The 16,727-nt window shown below is 69.7% G+C and carries 20 protein-coding genes; 15 read left to right on the top strand and 5 right to left on the bottom strand.

The genetic code is table 11. From position 1 onward, the window contains the following. Window positions 1-11: 11 nt before the first annotated feature. The 11 genes from ACWEK3_RS07900 to dapD all read left to right on the top strand — a co-directional run bounded on the left by ACWEK3_RS07900 (window position 12) and on the right by dapD (window position 8,847). Complete coding sequence (locus ACWEK3_RS07900; protein WP_361411360.1) at window positions 12-782, top strand: helix-turn-helix transcriptional regulator; 771 nt, start codon at window positions 12-14, stop codon at window positions 780-782. Beyond that, window positions 779-2,200 carry a Fe-S cluster assembly protein SufB gene (gene sufB / locus ACWEK3_RS07895; protein WP_361411358.1) on the top strand — a complete coding sequence of 474 codons (1,422 nt, stop codon included), beginning with the start codon at window positions 779-781 and terminating at the stop codon, window positions 2,198-2,200. Before ACWEK3_RS07900 ends, sufB begins: the two co-directional genes overlap by 4 nt. An 80-nt stretch (window positions 2,201-2,280) precedes the next feature. After that, entirely contained in the window at window positions 2,281-3,501 is a 1,221-nt protein-coding gene (gene sufD, locus ACWEK3_RS07890; protein WP_453249193.1) for a Fe-S cluster assembly protein SufD, read from the top strand. Further along, complete coding sequence (locus ACWEK3_RS07885; protein WP_141362056.1) at window positions 3,498-3,821, top strand: non-heme iron oxygenase ferredoxin subunit; 324 nt, start codon at window positions 3,498-3,500, stop codon at window positions 3,819-3,821. Before sufD ends, ACWEK3_RS07885 begins: the two co-directional genes overlap by 4 nt. A 7-nt stretch (window positions 3,822-3,828) precedes the next feature. Further along, window positions 3,829-4,593: a Fe-S cluster assembly ATPase SufC gene (sufC, locus tag ACWEK3_RS07880; protein ID WP_361411354.1), complete on the top strand. Its 765-nt coding sequence runs from the start codon at window positions 3,829-3,831 to the stop codon at window positions 4,591-4,593. Beyond that, a complete protein-coding gene (locus tag ACWEK3_RS07875; protein WP_365777009.1) occupies window positions 4,590-5,846 on the top strand; it encodes a cysteine desulfurase in 1,257 nt (418 codons plus the stop codon). The genes sufC and ACWEK3_RS07875 overlap by 4 nt, the downstream gene beginning before the upstream one ends. 16 nt (window positions 5,847-5,862) lie before the next feature. Continuing rightward, the gene (gene sufU, locus ACWEK3_RS07870; RefSeq protein WP_450541593.1) at window positions 5,863-6,330 is read left to right on the top strand and encodes a Fe-S cluster assembly sulfur transfer protein SufU; all 468 of its coding nucleotides are present in this window, start codon (window positions 5,863-5,865) and stop codon (window positions 6,328-6,330) included. Beyond that, the gene (locus ACWEK3_RS07865; RefSeq protein ID WP_100569477.1) at window positions 6,327-6,659 is read left to right on the top strand and encodes a metal-sulfur cluster assembly factor; all 333 of its coding nucleotides are present in this window, start codon (window positions 6,327-6,329) and stop codon (window positions 6,657-6,659) included. The genes sufU and ACWEK3_RS07865 overlap by 4 nt, the downstream gene beginning before the upstream one ends. A gap of 214 nt (window positions 6,660-6,873) precedes the next feature. Further along, window positions 6,874-7,194 carry a DMT family transporter gene (locus tag ACWEK3_RS07860; protein ID WP_361411349.1) on the top strand — a complete coding sequence of 107 codons (321 nt, stop codon included), beginning with the start codon at window positions 6,874-6,876 and terminating at the stop codon, window positions 7,192-7,194. Continuing rightward, complete coding sequence (locus ACWEK3_RS07855; RefSeq protein WP_450541595.1) at window positions 7,194-7,745, top strand: TetR/AcrR family transcriptional regulator; 552 nt, start codon at window positions 7,194-7,196, stop codon at window positions 7,743-7,745. The genes ACWEK3_RS07860 and ACWEK3_RS07855 overlap by 1 nt, the downstream gene beginning before the upstream one ends. Window positions 7,746-7,857: 112 nt before the next feature. Continuing rightward, window positions 7,858-8,847 (top strand): 2,3,4,5-tetrahydropyridine-2,6-dicarboxylate N-succinyltransferase, encoded by a 990-nt coding sequence (dapD, locus tag ACWEK3_RS07850; protein WP_361411345.1) that lies wholly within the window; start codon window positions 7,858-7,860, stop codon window positions 8,845-8,847. A gap of 188 nt (window positions 8,848-9,035) precedes the next feature. Here the strand turns inward: dapD and ACWEK3_RS07845 are convergent, their stop codons facing one another. Both ACWEK3_RS07845 and ACWEK3_RS07840 read right to left on the bottom strand, forming a co-directional pair. Then, the gene (locus ACWEK3_RS07845; protein WP_450541597.1) at window positions 9,036-9,860 is read right to left on the bottom strand and encodes a DUF2182 domain-containing protein; all 825 of its coding nucleotides are present in this window, start codon (window positions 9,858-9,860) and stop codon (window positions 9,036-9,038) included. Beyond that, complete coding sequence (locus ACWEK3_RS07840; RefSeq protein WP_450541599.1) at window positions 9,857-10,471, bottom strand: DUF1326 domain-containing protein; 615 nt, start codon at window positions 10,469-10,471, stop codon at window positions 9,857-9,859. Before ACWEK3_RS07840 ends, ACWEK3_RS07845 begins: the two co-directional genes overlap by 4 nt. A 333-nt stretch (window positions 10,472-10,804) precedes the next feature. On the opposite strand from ACWEK3_RS07840, the gene ACWEK3_RS07835 reads away from it, so the two are divergent. Further along, on the top strand, window positions 10,805-10,951 hold the full coding sequence (locus tag ACWEK3_RS07835) for a hypothetical protein (RefSeq protein WP_453249192.1): 147 nt from the start codon (window positions 10,805-10,807) through the stop codon (window positions 10,949-10,951). Window positions 10,952-10,992: 41 nt separating this feature from the next. On the opposite strand, the gene ACWEK3_RS07830 is transcribed toward ACWEK3_RS07835, so the two are convergent. The 3 genes from ACWEK3_RS07830 to ACWEK3_RS07820 all read right to left on the bottom strand — a co-directional run bounded on the left by ACWEK3_RS07830 (window position 10,993) and on the right by ACWEK3_RS07820 (window position 14,097). Continuing rightward, window positions 10,993-11,460 (bottom strand): SAM-dependent methyltransferase, encoded by a 468-nt coding sequence (locus ACWEK3_RS07830; RefSeq protein ID WP_453249191.1) that lies wholly within the window; start codon window positions 11,458-11,460, stop codon window positions 10,993-10,995. Between the two features lie 368 nt (window positions 11,461-11,828). Further along, window positions 11,829-12,734 carry a 4-hydroxy-tetrahydrodipicolinate synthase gene (gene dapA / locus ACWEK3_RS07825; RefSeq protein WP_450541603.1) on the bottom strand — a complete coding sequence of 302 codons (906 nt, stop codon included), beginning with the start codon at window positions 12,732-12,734 and terminating at the stop codon, window positions 11,829-11,831. Window positions 12,735-12,900: 166 nt separating this feature from the next. Further along, window positions 12,901-14,097 carry an IS110 family transposase gene (locus ACWEK3_RS07820; protein WP_453249190.1) on the bottom strand — a complete coding sequence of 399 codons (1,197 nt, stop codon included), beginning with the start codon at window positions 14,095-14,097 and terminating at the stop codon, window positions 12,901-12,903. Window positions 14,098-14,327: 230 nt separating this feature from the next. Between ACWEK3_RS07820 and ACWEK3_RS07815 the strand changes: the two genes are divergently transcribed. The 3 genes from ACWEK3_RS07815 to ACWEK3_RS07805 form a co-directional block, all read left to right on the top strand. Beyond that, a complete protein-coding gene (locus ACWEK3_RS07815; RefSeq protein WP_450541605.1) occupies window positions 14,328-14,483 on the top strand; it encodes a hypothetical protein in 156 nt (51 codons plus the stop codon). Further along, complete coding sequence (locus tag ACWEK3_RS07810) at window positions 14,480-15,208, top strand: hypothetical protein (RefSeq protein ID WP_453249189.1); 729 nt, start codon at window positions 14,480-14,482, stop codon at window positions 15,206-15,208. Before ACWEK3_RS07815 ends, ACWEK3_RS07810 begins: the two co-directional genes overlap by 4 nt. Window positions 15,209-15,384: 176 nt before the next feature. Beyond that, window positions 15,385-16,727, top strand: a 1,343-nt coding sequence (locus tag ACWEK3_RS07805) for an IS200/IS605 family accessory protein TnpB-related protein (protein WP_453249274.1), incomplete at its 3' end; no start/stop codon positions are given.

Below are 16,727 nucleotides of genomic sequence, written 5' to 3'. Positions count from 1 at the left end.
ACAATGGCGTTGTGAAAAACGTCGGCGAGGCTCGGGAGACCCTCACGGGGGCTCCGCAGGAGGAGTTCGCGGCCGGGGTGCGCTCGGATCGATCCACGCGCAACCGGGTCGTGCGGTCCATCCTGGACCACGGGCCGTCGACCGTCGCCGAGCTGGCCGGCCGGCTGGGGCTCACCCAGGCGGCCGTACGCCGCCACCTGGACGCGCTGGTCGCCGAAGACGTGGTGGCGGCGCGGGAGCAGCGGGTGTACGGCGCGCGGACGCGCGGCCGGCCCGCCAAGGTCTTCGCGCTCACCGACTGCGGGCGGGACGCCTTCGACCAGTCGTACGACAAGCTCGCCGCGGACGCGCTCCGCTGGATCGCCGAGCGGGAGGGCGGGCCGGAGGCGGTCGCCGCCTTCGCCCGGGCCCGGATCGCCGCGCAGGCGGGCGCGTACCGCAAGGCGATCGAGGCCGTCACCCCCGATCAGCGCACCGAAGCGCTGGCCAAGGCCCTGAGCGTGGACGGGTACGCTGCTACGGCGCGCAACGCGCCCCTCCCGCAGCGGGGTGAGCAGCTCTGCCAGCACCACTGCCCGGTCGCCCATGTCGCGGAGCAGTTCCCGCAGCTGTGCGAGGCGGAGACGGAGATCTTCGCCGAGCTGCTGGGTACTCACGTCCAGCGACTGGCGACCATCGCGCACGGCGACGGCGTCTGCACGACGTTCATCCCCAAGATTTCCCAGACCGATCACCAAAGCCACAACGCATCCGCAAGCACGGCCGGGAGGAACCCCGCATGACTCTCCCCACGGAGACTGCCCACCCCGAACTCGAGGGCCTGGGCAAGTACGAATACGGCTGGGCCGACTCCGACACGGCCGGCGCCTCTGCCAGGCGCGGTCTGAACGAGGAGGTCGTCCGCGACATCTCGGCGAAGAAGTCCGAGCCGGAGTGGATGACCAAGCTGCGCTTGAAGGGCCTGCGGCTCTTCGAGAAGAAGCCCATGCCGAACTGGGGCTCGGACCTGTCGGGGATCGACTTCGACAACATCAAGTACTTCGTGCGCTCCACGGAGAAGCAGGCGGAGTCCTGGGAGGACCTGCCCGAGGACATCAAGAACACGTACGACAAGCTCGGCATCCCCGAGGCGGAGAAGCAGCGCCTCGTCGCCGGTGTCGCGGCCCAGTACGAGTCGGAGGTCGTCTACCACCAGATCCGCGAGGACCTGGAGGAGCAGGGCGTCATCTTCCTCGACACGGACACCGCCCTGAAGGAGCACCCGGAGCTCTTCAAGGAGTACTTCGGGACCGTGATCCCCGTCGGTGACAACAAGTTCGCCTCGCTGAACACCGCCGTGTGGTCCGGCGGCTCCTTCATCTACGTCCCGCCGGGCGTCCACGTGGAGATCCCGCTCCAGGCCTACTTCCGCATCAACACGGAGAACATGGGCCAGTTCGAGCGGACCCTGATCATCGTCGACGAGGGTGCCTACGTGCACTACGTCGAGGGCTGCACCGCCCCGATCTACAAGAGCGACTCCCTGCACAGCGCGGTCGTCGAGATCATCGTCAAGAAGAACGCCCGCTGCCGTTACACGACCATCCAGAACTGGTCGAACAACGTCTACAACCTGGTCACCAAGCGCGCCGTGGCCTACGAGGGCGCGACCATGGAGTGGATCGACGGCAACATCGGCTCCAAGGTGACGATGAAGTACCCGGCCGTCTACCTGATGGGCGAGCACGCCAAGGGCGAGACCCTGTCGATCGCCTTCGCGGGCGAGGGCCAGCACCAGGACGCCGGTTCCAAGATGGTCCACATGGCGCCGAACACCTCGTCCAACATCGTCTCCAAGTCGGTGGCGCGCGGCGGCGGCCGTACCTCGTACCGCGGCCTGGTCGAGATCGGCGAGGGCGCCGCGGGCTCGAAGTCCAACGTGCTCTGCGACGCGCTGCTCGTGGACACCATCTCCCGCTCCGACACGTACCCCTACGTGGACGTCCGCGAGGACGACGTGTCCATGGGCCACGAGGCGACCGTCTCCAAGGTCTCCGAGGACCAGCTCTTCTACCTGATGAGCCGTGGCCTCTCCGAGTTCGAGGCGATGGCGATGATCGTGCGCGGCTTCGTCGAGCCGATCGCCAAGGAGCTGCCCATGGAGTACGCGCTGGAGCTCAACCGGCTGATCGAGCTGCAGATGGAGGGCGCGGTCGGTTAAGCACCGACCCGGGCCGGCGAACTGCCGGCCCGTAGTCCGCCGTCAAGCCCATACGCAAGAAAGCGAGCAATACGACAGCCATGGCTGAGGCCCAGAACTCCCCCACCCTCGGATCCGCTCGGGCGGGGGGACCCCCATCGGTCGGTTCGACGACCGCCGGCCAGATCGCGGTCGCCGCCGAGTCGACCGTCGCCACGCGCATGAGCGCGCCGCCCTCGTTCGACGTGGCGGACTTCCCGGTCCCGCACGGCCGCGAGGAGGAGTGGCGCTTCACACCGCTGGAGCGGCTGCGCGGTCTGCACGACGGCACCGCGACCGCCACCGGCGAGGGCGTCAAGGTGGACGTCCAGGCCCCCGACGGCGTCACCGTCGAGACCGTCGGCCGCGACGACGCGCGGCTCGGCAAGGCCGGCACCCCGGTGGACCGCGTCGCCGCCCAGGCCTACTCCGCCTTCGAGAAGGCCTCGGTCGTGAGCGTCCCCAAGGAGGCCGTCCTGACCGAGCCGATCCGCATCGCGGTGCACGGCGAGGGCGGGGTCGCCTACGGCCACCAGGTCATCGAGCTCGGGGCCTTCGCCGAGGCCGTCGTCGTCATCGACCACACCGGTGACGCGGTGCTCGCGGCCAACGTCGACTACCTGCTCGGCGACGGCGCCAAGCTGACCGTCGTCTCCATCCAGGACTGGGACGACAAGGCCGTGCACGTCGCCCAGCACAACACGCTGGTCGGCCGGGACGCCTCCTTCAAGTCGGTCGTCGTCACCTTCGGTGGCGACGTGGTCCGCCTGAACCCGCGCGTGACCTACGCCGGCCCCGGGGGCGAGGCCGAGCTGTACGGCCTGTACTTCACCGACGCCGGCCAGCACCAGGAGCACCGCCTGCTGGTCACCCACAACACCCCGCACTGCAAGTCGAACGTCGCCTACAAGGGCGCCCTCCAGGGCGACGACGCGCACGCGGTGTGGATCGGCGACGTGCTGATCGAGGCCAAGGCCGAGGGCACGGACACCTACGAGATGAACCGCAACCTGGTGCTGACCGACGGCGCCCGGGTCGACTCCGTGCCGAACCTGGAGATCGAGACCGGCGAGATCGTCGGCGCCGGCCACGCCTCCGCGACCGGCCGCTTCGACGACGAGCAGCTCTTCTACCTGATGGCCCGCGGCATTCCGGAGCAGGAGGCCCGCCGTCTGGTGGTCCGCGGCTTCTTCGCCGAACTGGTCCAGCAGATCGGTGTCACGGACATCGAGGAGCGCCTCATCGCCAAGATCGAGGAGGAGCTCGAGGCGGCGGTCGCATGAGCGGCGCATTCGTACGCGTCTGTGGGCTGAGCGAGCTGGAGGAGGACACCCCGAAGCGGGTGGAACTCGACGGCACGCCGGTCTCGGTCGTGAAGACCGAGGGGGAGGTGTTCGCCATCTACGACATCTGCTCGCACGCGAACGTCTCGCTCTCCGAGGGCGAGGTGGAGGACTGCCAGATCGAATGCTGGCTGCACGGCTCCAGCTTCGACCTCCGCACCGGCAAGCCGTCCGGCCTTCCCGCGACGCGCCCTGTCCCCGTATACCCCGTAAAGATCGAAGGGGACGACGTGCTCGTCTCCCTCACCCAGGAGTCCTGAGGCACCCATGGCAACGCTTGAAATCCGAGACCTGCACGTCACCGTCGAGGCCGACAACGCCACGAAGGAGATCCTCAAGGGCGTCGACCTCACCGTGAAGCAGGGCGAGACGCACGCCATCATGGGCCCCAACGGCTCGGGCAAGTCGACCCTCGCCTACGCCCTCGCGGGCCACCCCAAGTACACCGTGTCCGGCGGCTCCGTCACCCTCGACGGTGAGGACGTCCTGGAGATGTCCGTCGACGAGCGCGCCCGCGCGGGCCTGTTCCTGGCGATGCAGTACCCGGTCGAGGTCCCCGGCGTCTCGGTCTCCAACTTCCTCCGCTCCTCCGCCACCGCCATCCGCGGCGAGGCGCCGAAGCTGCGCACCTGGGTGAAGGAGGTCAAGGAGGCCATGCAGCGGCTCTCCATGGACCCGGCCTTCGCCGAGCGCAACGTGAACGAGGGCTTCTCCGGCGGTGAGAAGAAGCGGCACGAGATCCTCCAGCTCGAGCTGCTCAAGCCGAAGATCGCGGTCCTCGACGAGACCGACTCCGGCCTCGACGTCGACGCCCTGCGTATCGTGTCGGAGGGCGTGAACAGGGTCCGCGAGAGCGGCCAGGTCGGCACCCTGCTCATCACCCACTACACGCGCATCCTGCGCTACATCAAGCCCGACCACGTCCACGTGTTCGCCGGCGGCCGGATCGTCGAGTCCGGCGGCGCCGCGCTCGCGGACAAGCTGGAGAACGAGGGCTACGAGGCATACGTGAAGGGTGGCGCATCCGCGTGACACAGCTGCCGGGCCTCCTCGACACAGAGGCGATCCGCAAGGACTTCCCCGTCCTGGACCGGCTGGTCCACGACGGCAGGAAGCTCGTGTACCTGGACAACGCGGCGACCTCGCAGAAACCGCGCCAGGTGCTGGACGCCCTGAGCGAGTACTACGAGCGCTACAACGCCAACGTCCACCGCGGTGTGCATGTGCTCGCCGAGGAGGCCACGGCGCTGTACGAGGGCGCGCGCGACAAGGTCGCCGCGTTCATCAACGCACCGAGCCGCGACGAGGTGATCTTCACCAAGAACGCCTCCGAGTCGCTCAACCTCGTGGCGAACATGCTCGGCTGGGCCGACGAGCCCTACCGGGTGGACCACGAGACCGAGATCGTCATCACGGAGATGGAGCACCACTCCAACATCGTTCCCTGGCAGCTGCTGGCGCAGCGCACGGGCGCGAAGCTGAAGTGGTTCGGCCTCACCGACGACGGCCGCCTCGACCTGTCCAACATCGACGAGGTCATCACCGAGAAGACGAAGATCGTCTCCTTCGTGCTGGTGTCCAACATCCTCGGCACCGTGAACCCGGTCGAGGCGATAGTCCGCCGCGCGCAGGAGGTCGGCGCGCTGGTGTGCATCGACGCCTCGCAGGCCGCGCCGCACATGCCGCTGGACGTACAGGCCCTCCAGGCCGACTTCGTGGCCTTCACTGGCCACAAGATGTGCGGCCCGACCGGCATCGGCGTGCTCTGGGGCCGCCAGGAGCTGCTGGAGGACCTGCCTCCGTTCCTCGGCGGCGGCGAGATGATCGAGACGGTGTCGATGCACTCGTCGACGTACGCCCCCGCCCCGCACAAGTTCGAGGCGGGCACGCCGCCGATCGCGCAGGCGGTCGGTCTGGGCGCGGCGATCGACTACCTGAACTCGATCGGGATGGACAAGGTCCTCGCCCACGAGCACGCGCTCACCGAGTACGCGGTGCGGCGGCTGGCGGAGGTCCCCGACCTGAGGATCATCGGCCCGACGACGGCCGAGGACCGGGGCGCGGCCATCTCCTTCACACTCGGTGACATCCACCCGCACGACGTGGGCCAGGTCCTCGACGAGCAGGGCATCGCGGTGCGCGTGGGCCACCACTGCGCGCGGCCGGTGTGCCTGCGGTACGGAATTCCTGCGACCACGCGAGCGTCGTTCTATCTGTACTCCACGCCGGCCGAGATCGACGCTCTGGTCGACGGCCTGGAGCACGTACGGAACTTCTTCGGCTGACGGGACGAGCGATCGCATGAAGTTGGACTCGATGTACCAGGAAGTCATCCTGGACCACTACAAGCACCCGCACGGGCGTGGTCTGAGGGATGGCGACGCCGAGGTGCACCATGTGAACCCGACGTGCGGCGACGAGATCACCCTCCGAGTGAAGTACGACGGCACGACGATCAAGGATGTCTCGTACGAGGGCCAGGGCTGCTCGATCAGCCAGGCCTCGGCCTCCGTACTGAACGAGCTGCTCGTCGGCAGGGAGCTGGCCGAGGCGCAGAAGATCCAGGAGACCTTCCTGGAGCTGATGCAGTCCAAGGGCCGGATCGAGCCCGACGACGCGATGGCGGACGTCCTGGAGGACGCCGTGGCGTTCGCCGGGGTGTCCAAGTACCCGGCCCGGGTGAAGTGCGCCCTGTTGAGCTGGATGGCCTGGAAGGACGCGACGGCCCAGGCGCTGGGCGGCGCCGACGCCGAAAGGAAGACCGCATGAGCGAGACCGTGGAGATGAAGCCGGCCTCGGAGGAGGAGCTCCGTGAGGCCCTGATGGACGTCGTCGACCCCGAGCTGGGCATCGACGTCGTCAACCTCGGCCTGATCTACGGCATCCACGTCGACGAGTCGAACATCGCGACCATCGACATGACCCTGACGTCCGCGGCCTGCCCGCTCACCGACGTCATCGAGGACCAGGCCAAGTCCGCCACGGACGGCCTTGTCAACGAGCTGCGCATCAACTGGGTCTGGATGCCGCCGTGGGGCCCCGACAAGATCACGGACGATGGCCGTGAGCAGTTGCGGGCGCTCGGCTTCAACGTCTGAGATCCACGAGCGAACGACGAAACGGCGAGGTCCCTCGGAGGACCTCGCCGTTTCGGCATTCGCTCGCGGGGCGAGTCGGTCCTCTTCGGCGTGTCGTCGGCCCTCACGCGCGGCGCTCCTCCAGGTCTGTGCCGTCACCCGCCGCAGCATTATCAGTGGTGATCGAAGACCCCGATGTGTACGGCCGTACACATCGGCGGATACGCTCGCCCTCATGGGATACGTGATGCTCGTCGGTGCCATCGCCGCGGAAGTCGCGGCCACGACGGCCATGAAGTACAGCGAAGGCTTCAGCAGGTTCGGGCCCTCGCTGGTGACCGTCGTCGGGTACGTCCTCTCCTTCGTGCTGCTCGCCCAGACCCTGCGGACCGTGGCCATCGGCACGGCCTACGCGATCTGGTCCGGCATCGGCACCGCGGCCGTCGCCGCGCTCGGCCTGGTGCTGTTCGGGGAGGGGATGAGTCTTGCCAAGGTCGCCGGGATCGTCCTGATCATCGGCGGAGTGGTCGTCCTCAGCCTGGGCGGGGCCCACTGATGGCCCGGCGGCACGACCCCGAGCGACGGCAGCGGATCATCGACGCGGCGCTCCGCGTGGTGGGCGCCAAGGGCCTCGCCGGGCTGACCCACCGTACGGTGGCCGCGGAGGCGGACGTACCGCTGGGCTCCACCACGTACCACTTCCGGACGCTGGACGAGCTGATGGTCGCGGCCCTCGGACAGGCCAGCGACGGCTTCGCCAAGGTGATCGCCGCGCGCGGCGGTCTGGACGACCCGCGCACCGACCTCGCGGAGGCGCTCGCGGGCTGGATGGGGGAGTGGCTGTCCGGTGATCGCACCGGGGTGGAGCTGGAGTACGAGCTGTACCTCGCCGCCCTGCGCCGGCCGGCGCTCCGTCCCGTCGCCGCCGAGTGGGCCGAGGACGTCGCGACCCTGCTCTCCCGTCGCACCGACCCGACCACCGCCCGCGCCCTGGTGGCCCTGATGGACGGCATCTGCCTCCAGGTGCTGCTGACCGGAACCTCGTACGACGAGAGCTACGCGCGCGAGATGCTGACGCGGATGATCCCGCCGCCCGCGGACACCTGAGCAGGAGGCGGCGCACCACCGTGCCGCCTCCCGCGCGGGCCCCTGACCGGCACTTGAGACGCCCATGGCACCGGTTCGCCGGTGCGCGCCGCCTCACGTTAGGTTTCCTTCTATGACCGACACGACTGCTCCCCGCACCACCGGCGCCGTGGCCGCCGGACTCGCCACGATCGCCGCCGACGGCACCGTTCTCGACACCTGGTTCCCCGCCCCCGAGCTGACGGACCAGCCCGGCCCGGCCGGCAGCGAGCGGCTGTCCGCCGAGCGGGCCGCGGAACTGCTCGGCGACGGTGCCACCGCGGCGATCGGGCCGGACGCGCGCCGGGGCGTCGAGGTGGTCGCGGTCCGCACGGTCATCGCCTCGCTCGACGAGAAGCCGATCGACGCGCACGACGTCTACCTGCGCCTGCACCTGCTCTCGCACCGGCTGGTCAAGCCGCACGGCCAGAGCCTGGACGGCATCTTCGGTCACCTCGCCAACGTCGCCTGGACCTCGCTCGGCCCGGTCGCCGTCGACGACATCGAGAAGGTGCGGCTCAACGCCCGCGCCGAGGGCCTGCACCTCCAGGTGACCTCGATCGACAAGTTCCCGCGGATGACCGACTACGTCGTCCCGAAGGGCGTCCGCATCGCCGACGCCGACCGGGTGCGGCTCGGCGCACACCTCGCCGAGGGCACCACCGTGATGCACGAGGGCTTCGTGAACTTCAACGCGGGCACCCTCGGCACCTCCATGGTCGAGGGCCGCATCTCCGCGGGCGTCGTGGTCGGCGACGGCTCCGACATCGGCGGCGGCGCCTCCACCATGGGCACTCTCTCCGGCGGCGGCAACGTGATCATCGCGATCGGCGAGCGCTGCCTGGTCGGCGCCGAGGCGGGCGTGGGCATCGCGCTCGGCGACGAGTGCGTGGTCGAGGCCGGTCTGTACGTCACCGCCGGCACCCGTGTGACGATGCCCGACGGCCAGATCGTCAAGGCACGCGAGCTGTCCGGCGCCTCCAACATCCTCTTCCGCCGCAACTCGGTCACCGGCGCCGTCGAGGCCCGCCCGAACAACGCGGTCTGGGGCGGCCTGAACGAGATCCTGCACAGCCACAACTGAGCAACGGCGGCCGTGACGTGCGGCCGCGTACGGCATCAATGCTCTGACCTGCTGCTCTGACCTGCTGCTGTGAGCTGTCGGCAGCTGTCGGCGTTGGTCACCGTTGAGCGCCCTTCCACGGCCCCAGGACGGCCCGGGAGGGCGCTCATGCGTGAGTTCGTCCTGACCGCCCGCCAGGGACCGGGCCGCTACCAGCTCACGGACAAGTGGCGGAATGGAGGACCGCTCACGGGCGCCACCTGCCACCACAGGTGACGGAGGCCCATCTCGGTCATGCCGCCGCCTGTGAGGTTGGGGGCCAGCAGGGGCACCCAGAAGACGGCGATCGCGAGCGCGAGCGAGGTGAGGCCGACGACCCGGGCGACAGGACGACCCCGCGGCAAGCGTTTCTCCGCGGTGACGATGGCGGCCAGGCCCACCATGGCCCAAGGATTCATCACACCGAACGCCGTGAGCAGCAGCATCAAGGACCAGCAGCATCCCAGGCAGAACGCGCCGTGATGCGCTCCGGCACGTAGGTGGCGTGAGGGGCCGCGGTACGACGCGTAGCGCAGCAACAGGCCGATCGGTGAGCGGCACTTGGCGAGGCAGAAATCCTTGAGGGCGGTCAGCTGATAGACACCGTTGATGGCGAAAACGGCGGCGGCGGCCGCCGTCCCGGTCGCGGGATGTGTCGTTGCGACGTGCGTCGCGACGACGGCCAAGGCGTACGCCGGCAGCCCGGCGGCGGCCCAGACCAGCACGTAGCCGGCGGTGAACGCGATCATGCGCGGCGCCCGGTGAATGGGGACCGTCCTCGCGTACAACGAGGCGACAGGTGCCGTGGCCGGCAGCATCATCGCGGTCATCATGATCGTCCACATGCCCATGAAGGCGGGCAGATTCCCTGCCATGGTCCGGAAGCCCATGTCCCCCCAGCGCAGTGCCACCCACGCCCAGGCCGCGGCCGCCGTGAGCAGCACCGGCCCGGAGTAGCGCGCGCTGTGCTGGACTGTGATCGTTGTCCTGGTCACGCCGACCATGAGAAGGGTGCCGAGTGTGCGTTGCGGCCGGTGAAGTCCCATGAGCGGCCGTGTACGCCATTGCCGATGGCCCGCGTCGATCGGGCGATCGTCAACGTACTGTTCGCCGGGTGGAACATGCCGGTCAGCCCCATCACAGGACCGTCCTCGCCGAACTGTGGGGCCACCTGGTCCTCGATCTCGATGTCGATGACGTCCGCCACCCGCACCGTGTGGCGGCGACCGTCGTCGTGGAAGCCGATGGAAACGCGTTCGACGCCGAGGACCTCGCCGATGAGGGGGACGAGCGCCGCCATCGGTCCGCCCACCTGCCCGGAGAAGACCTTGCCCAGCGCGTCCGCCTGGCTGTCGTCGGCCGAAGCGTCGACGTACAGCACGACCTGCCAGCCGCCGTCGGCCATCACGCGGGGCGTGTCGGCGAAGACCACGACGCTGTGGTCCGACACGTCCACGCCGTCGACCTCACCCCGTGCGACGTGGAACGCGAGAGTCACCTGGCAGCGCTCGTTGTCGGCGGGTGCGGTCATGCCTGAGGTGGTGCACGGACACACGGTGTCGCAGTTGCAGCTCTCGAGGTAGGTACCGTTCACATTCCAAGCCATCTCTGTCCTCCTGCCTGGGACACACGCCTGTCGGCGATGCGAAGGGGCGCCCAGCCAGAGGGCGAAAGGCCTGATGAGGGTGCCGACTTTGAGCGGCGCCTCGACCTCATGAGGAAGAATGGAGACCCTGAACGCGTGCCGCGCGCCCGCTTGGCCACAAGGTCGACACCAGGAAAGCTCCTCGGCCCGAACGGCCGCCCGAGTACTTTCCAGGCTAGTCCCGCACTCGCACCAGCACACCACGACCGTCACGCCTGCCTCCACGGCCTACCGAGACCGAGGGGTGCGCCTTGGTCCGCAGCGGAGACCCCCGACGTGGACGATGGCCACTCCATGGGGCCTGGCACTGCCTGGCCGGAACTGCTCTCCGCCCTGCCCGAGGGTCGTCTGCTGGAGATCGGCAAGGCGCTGAACGATGACGAACGACGCGGCGCCGGAGCCGCCGGTGCGGGTACAAGGCGGCGGCCGGCGGCGGTGTGATGACCGCGCTGTGCCGGCAGCGATCATCTCTGTCCCACGTCCTACGGCTGGAAGTACTCCGACATCAGGCGGCTGACCCATTCCGGCTGCTTGATGTTCACCGGGCGGAACTCCTCCATCGTCGGCTTCAGGTCGATGACCGGCGTGCCCGAGACCGCGTCGAGGCCCACCACCGTCAGTTCGCGGCCGTGGACGGATTCGATGGCGCAGGGCGTCACCCCGATGCGGTTCGGCCTGCGGGGGCCGCGGCCGGCGAAGACGCCAACGGGCGGGAGGTCGGAGCGGCCGCGGTAGGGGCGGGGTTCGCGGTAGTCGTCGTGTTCCGGGAACTGGTCGAAGATGAAGAGGACCTCCACGTGGGAGAAGCCCTCCAGGCCCTGGAGGCAGGCCTCGCCGAAGCGCTCGTCGATGGTGATCGTGCTGCGGACGGCACCCCAGTTGTCCGTGTGCTGGACGTTCGTCCGGTTGTTCCGGACCGTACCTATCGGTGTGATCTCGAAGCTCGGCATGGCCAGAGGCTATCCCCGCCGCACCCCTGCCGGCATCGAGGCGATCGGCGCCGCCGTGGACCAGGTCCTGAACCGTCGGCGAGCCCGCATCCAAGGACCAGCACCGAACTTCACCAGAGCCGCTGAGACCGTGTCCCACGTGGTGAGGCAGTCGTTGCCGCGGAGCGCTCGCGGCAGGCGACGCTTGCCCGTGAAGGAGCGGCGTCCGGTGCGTGCTTGGGGGAGTGCCGGCCGGAAGTCCTCGTACTGGGCGTACTTGGGCTTTCGGCCGGTGCGGCGAGTGGGGGTCCCCCCTGCTCGAAGAGCTCGGGGGAGCGTGCCGGGCGTCGCGACGGGGCGAACGTTGTCTGTCGGGGCACCAGCTGTGATTACGCCGCCCGCAGTCGTTCGTACGCCGCCCGCAGGCCGTCGGTCGTCTTTCGGTCGGCGGGGCGCAGGGGGGCGCGGACCGGGCCCGCGGGCAGGTCCAGGTCGTTCAGCAGGGCCTTGACGGTGACCGTGCCGGGCAGGCCGGCGGACATCGTCGACTCGATCAGTTCGGTGGCCTGTTGCTGGAGCCGGGCGGCCCGGGCGGTGTCGCCCGCGTCGAACGCGTCGAGGATCGAGCGCAGTTGGCGCGGGACGAGGTTCGCGACCGTGCTGACGTAGCCAGTACCGCCCACCGCGTACAGCGCGAGGATGTGTTCCTCGCAGCCCGCGTAGTACGCCAACTCGGTGCGGGACAGCACCTTCTGGGTGCCGAGGAAGTCGTAGGAGCAGTCCTTGACCGCCACGATCCGGGGGTGCGCGGCCAGCCGCAGCATGGTGTCCGGCTCGATGCGCGTGCCGGTGCGGCCGGGGATGTCGTAGAGCACCACTGGCAGCCCGGAGGCGTCCGCCACCGTGCGGAAGTGCTCCTCCACGGCGTCCTGCGGCGGCCTGCTGTAGTACGGCGTCACCACCAGCACCCCGTCCGCGCCCGCCTTCTCGGCAGCCAGCGCCAGCTCGACGGTGTGCCGGGTGTCGGCGGTGCCCACGCCCGCCACGATCGAGGCGTGCTCCCCGACCGCCTCGCGCACGGCCCGAACCAGCGCCGACTTCTCGTTGTCCGTCGTGGTCGGCGACTCGCCCGTCGTGCCGCTGAGCACGAGGCCGTCGCAGCCCTCGGTCACCAGCCGGTCGGCGAGCCGCTGGGCGCCGTCGAGGTCGAGCGCGCCCGAGTCGGTGAAGGGCGTGATCATGGCGCACAGGGCGCGGCCGAAGGGAGGGGCGGCAGTGGCTGTGGTCGTCGTCATGGAAGTAGTGTCGACAGGGCGACCGTGAAGCTCCACTTAATTCCTCTACCGGATATCCGTAAGCAGAGCTGGAGCGATGGTGCCCTGTGTCCAAGTCGCCCGTCATGCGTCACCATGGGCAGGAGGTCACCGACGTGCAGGCACGGGAGGCTTCCTAATGTTGTTGTCAAGCCGCCCCGGTGACGAGTGGTGCGACTTGGTAGCACCTTCGGTCACGGATCAGTGCCCAGATGACGTTCACGCGGCGCCGTGCGAGGGCGAGTACCGCTTGGACGTGCCGCTTGCCTTCGGCCCTCTTCCGGTCGTAGAACGCCCGAGAGTTGGGGTCGCATCGGATGCTGATAAGCGCGGACGTGTAGAAGACGCGCTGAAGTCTGCGGTGGTAGCGCTGTGGCCGGTGCAGGTTCCCGCTGGTCTTACCGGAGTCGCGGGGTGCCGGTGCGACGCCGGCGAAAGCGGCGAGCCGGTCAGGGGTCGGGAACGCGGCCAGGTCACCGCCGACGGCAGCAAGGAACTCGGCGCCGAGCAGGGGCCCGATACCGGGCACGCTTGCGATCACTTCGGCGAGTTCGTGCTGGCGAAACCGGCCCTCGATGAGCTTGTCGGTCTCGGCGATCTTCTCGTTGAGGGCGATCACCTCCCTCGCCAGGGTGTGGACCATCGCGGCGATGGGCTTCTCGCCGACCACAGCGGTGTGCTGGCGCTCGGCGGCCTGCACGGCCTCGCTAGCCAGGGCCTCAGCACTACGGACCTTGCGATTGCGCAGCCAGGTGGCAAGGCGCTTGGCCCCGGCACGGCGAATGGCGGCCGGGGTCTGGTAGCCGGTCAGCAGGATCAGCGGCCCGGCGTTAGTGACGTCCAAGGCCCGCTCGAGAGCCGGGAACATGCTGGTCATAGTGGCGCGCAGGCGGCTGACCGTCCGCGTGCGGTCTGCCACCAGGTCGACGCGCCGGGCGGTGAGCAACTCCAGTTCCACGGTCGCCTCGTCACCCGGGCGGATCGGCTGGAGGTCGCGGCGCATCCGGGCCTGGTCGGCGATGACCAGGGCGTCGCGGGCGTCGGTCTTGCCCTCGCCGCGGTAGGAGTCGCTGGCACGGTTGACGGCCTTGCCCGGGATGTAGACCAGTTCCTGGCCGTGGCCGAACAGGAGCGTGATCAGCAGGCCCGGCTCCCCGCCGGTCATGTCCAGTGCCCAGGTGACCTGGCCACCGTCGGCGAGGTCGAGTACGACACGCAGGAGTTCAAGCAGCTCCGGCTCGTCGTTGGCGACCCGCCGCGACAGCAGCGTGTTCCCTTCGGCGTCCAGCACCAGGCAGTGGTGGTGGGTCTTGCCACAGTCGGTCCCAGCCCATATCCGGCTCATCGTGCTCCAGTCGGTCGTACCTGCATGCCACACCACGGACGACCTCGCCGGCATTGCTCTACACAGCGACTTGTTCGCACTTCCCAATTGGCGGCCGAGTCGTCGTGGGGAGCCGGGCGGCCAAGCCTCCCAAGCCATGGTCGGCAGCGTCATGAAAGCCACACCCGGCTCCCCTGGGTCCCCAAACCCTACGAATGGCTGGGGCAGGCCCGGCAGAAAGGTAGAGCGTCATGAAGCTCGGCAAGGCACTGGCCACCGGAGTCGCGGAGGAGCGGTCGCCGGCCCGCGAGAAGGAGACCGGACTCCCCGAGGCGGTCCAGGAGATCCAGCGGATCCAGGAACCGCGGGCCGCCGCCACGCCCGAAGAGGCTCCGGCCGTCCGATGAGGCTGCGGCTGCCCGCGGAACGCCCCACGGAGCCGCCGACCGGATACAAGATCGCCCACCCGGTGCTGTCCCACGACGGCACCCGGGTCCGCTTCACCGGTGTGTCGCTCGGCGGCGCACTGCCGTACGGCGTCGTCGCGGACGCGGCCTGCGTCTACGGCCGCCGGCACCGGCCACCCGCCCGCCTGTGCGACTGCGGGTTCCACTGCGTGCACGAACGCGTCGCCGCCGAGGCCCTGCTGTGCACGGCCGACCACCGCAGTGCCGTCCTGCTGGAGGTCTCCGTCCTCGGCGCCTACATCCGCTACGAGCGCGGTTTCCGCTACGCCCGCCAGCGAGTGCGCACGGCGGCGGTCGGCCCGTGCGCGTGCGGCGCGCCCGCCTCCGCCCTGGCCGACGCGGGCTGGGGCAGGCCCGGCTGGCGCGCGCTGACCGCCGTCTGCGCGGGCTGCCTGCGCGGTCGTACGTCCGTGACGCTCGCCGGCTTCGCCCGGCTGGCCGGGGACGGGCTGCGGGTCGTGGCGGGCGGCTGCGGGCCGGCACTGGTCGCCGCGGCGGTTGCCGCATCGGGATCGCCCGCCGGGCCGCTCGCCGGACCCGAAGGGCTCGGGGTGCCCGAACTCGTCGCGGAGGCCGCCCTGTTGCAGGCGCGCCTCGACTGGTTCCAGACCCAGCTGGCCAGGCTCGGCGAGCACGGGCCCGGCGGTACGGGCCAGGGGTTGTGAACTGCTGGCGTTTGACTGTGGCTGGGCGTGTTCTGGTGCGTATGAGTGAGCATGGCGTGCGTGAAGGCGCGCGGTCTTTGTAGGCGACCGGGAGTTCTCGTTTCGAATGCGTGACCTTCGGCCGGAGTGGTCGTTGGGTGCGGTGAGGAGTTCTTCGGCATCGGGTGGGGTGTGGTGTGGGCGGGCTGCGCGAGGTGGCGGCGTCGTTCGTGGTGCCCGGCCCGTCCGGGGTGGCGATCCGCTCCAGCCTCAAGGGCCTGACCGGGCAGGACGAGACGGTCCTGCGCCTGGTCGGCGCTCTGCTCGGCTCGCTGGCCTCCCGCGACCTGCATGCCCGCTGCGCGGCGGGCCTGGACCACGACGGTGAGCAGTGGGCGCGGCGCAAGCGGGCGTTGACCGGCGATTCGTCTTCGCGGTGGGCGGGCAGCATCACCAAGGCCACGCACGATCAGTGGGCGTTGGCCCGGCGCGGTCAGCTCGCCCACCTCCACAGCCTGCAGGCAGGCGTCGAGACGATCAGGAACCGGCTCTCGCAGCCCGTTGGGGCCAAGGGCTTCAAGGTCCCGCCGGGCGGTTACCGCTCCCGGCGGGAGTGGTTCGCCAAGTCTCGGCGGCTGCACGTGCTTCAGGACCGGCTGGAGCAGGTACGGGCCGACTGGGAAGCCGGACGGGTGCGGGTGGTGCGCGGCGGCAAGAATCTACTCCGCAACCGGCACCACCTCGAAGCCGCCGGGCTGACCGAGGTCGGCTGGCGGTTGCGCTGGGAGGCCGGGCGGTGGTTCCTGCAGGCCGATGGTGAGTCCGGGAAGCGGTACGGCAACGAGACGATCCGCATCACCCCCGGCGGTGAGGTGAGCATCCGGCTTCCGGCGCCGCTGGCGGGGCTGGCGAACGCGCCTCATGGCCGGTACGTGCTCGCCTGCCGGGCCGTATTCCGGCACCGGGGCGGGCAGTGGGCCCACCGCATCGCCGCGAACCGGGCGGTGGCCTACCGCATCCACTACGACACCGGCCGAAACCGCTGGTACGTGACCGCCTCCTGGCAGAACCCGCCGGTCAGGACTGTGCCGCTGCAGGCGGCTCGTGCGGGTGGGCTGGCCGGGGTGGACATGAACGCCGACCACCTGGCCGCCTGGCGCCTGGACGAGCACGGTAACCCCGTCGGCAAACCCCGCCGCTTCGACTACCAGCTGACCGGCACCGCACAGCACCGCGACGCACAGCTGCGGCACGCTCTGATCCGCCTCCTGCGCTGGACCGCACGGCACGGCCTGGCCCTCGCGATCGAGGACCTGGACTTCGCCGCCGAGAAGACCCGGGAGAAGCACGGACGCCGCAAACGGTTCCGCAAACTGATCTCCGGGATGCCCACCGCCTGGCTGCGCGCACGGCTGGTGTCGATGGCGGCCGAGCTGGGCGTCACGGTCGTCGCCGTCGACCCGGCCTACACCAGCCGCTGGGGCGCTCAGCACTGGCAGCGACCCCTGAACACGAACAGGCGTAGGACCACCCGTCACGA

Source organism: Streptomyces sp. NPDC004721, from assembly GCF_053601495.1.
Note: the sequence above shows the minus strand (reverse complement) of the source record. Positions and strands in the feature narration are given on the sequence as shown.

Bases quoted from the DNA above. Each gene is read 5' to 3' on its own strand.
- sufB (WP_361411358.1), top strand. From the start codon at position 779: ATGACTCTCCCCACGGAGACTGCCCACCCCGAACTCGAGGGCCTGGGC.
- sufD (WP_453249193.1), top strand. From the start codon at position 2,281: ATGGCTGAGGCCCAGAACTCCCCCACCCTCGGATCCGCTCGGGCGGGG.
- ACWEK3_RS07885 (WP_141362056.1), top strand. From the start codon at position 3,498: ATGAGCGGCGCATTCGTACGCGTCTGTGGGCTGAGCGAGCTGGAGGAG.
- sufC (WP_361411354.1), top strand. From the start codon at position 3,829: ATGGCAACGCTTGAAATCCGAGACCTGCACGTCACCGTCGAGGCCGAC.
- sufU (WP_450541593.1), top strand. From the start codon at position 5,863: ATGAAGTTGGACTCGATGTACCAGGAAGTCATCCTGGACCACTACAAG.
- ACWEK3_RS07865 (WP_100569477.1), top strand. From the start codon at position 6,327: ATGAGCGAGACCGTGGAGATGAAGCCGGCCTCGGAGGAGGAGCTCCGT.
- ACWEK3_RS07860 (WP_361411349.1), top strand. From the start codon at position 6,874: ATGGGATACGTGATGCTCGTCGGTGCCATCGCCGCGGAAGTCGCGGCC.
- ACWEK3_RS07855 (WP_450541595.1), top strand. From the start codon at position 7,194: ATGGCCCGGCGGCACGACCCCGAGCGACGGCAGCGGATCATCGACGCG.
- dapD (WP_361411345.1), top strand. From the start codon at position 7,858: ATGACCGACACGACTGCTCCCCGCACCACCGGCGCCGTGGCCGCCGGA.
- ACWEK3_RS07840 (WP_450541599.1), bottom strand. From the start codon at position 10,471: ATGGCTTGGAATGTGAACGGTACCTACCTCGAGAGCTGCAACTGCGAC.
- ACWEK3_RS07835 (WP_453249192.1), top strand. From the start codon at position 10,805: ATGGGGCCTGGCACTGCCTGGCCGGAACTGCTCTCCGCCCTGCCCGAG.
- ACWEK3_RS07830 (WP_453249191.1), bottom strand. From the start codon at position 11,460: ATGCCGAGCTTCGAGATCACACCGATAGGTACGGTCCGGAACAACCGG.
- dapA (WP_450541603.1), bottom strand. From the start codon at position 12,734: ATGACGACGACCACAGCCACTGCCGCCCCTCCCTTCGGCCGCGCCCTG.
- ACWEK3_RS07820 (WP_453249190.1), bottom strand. From the start codon at position 14,097: ATGAGCCGGATATGGGCTGGGACCGACTGTGGCAAGACCCACCACCAC.
- ACWEK3_RS07815 (WP_450541605.1), top strand. From the start codon at position 14,328: ATGAAGCTCGGCAAGGCACTGGCCACCGGAGTCGCGGAGGAGCGGTCG.
- ACWEK3_RS07810 (WP_453249189.1), top strand. From the start codon at position 14,480: ATGAGGCTGCGGCTGCCCGCGGAACGCCCCACGGAGCCGCCGACCGGA.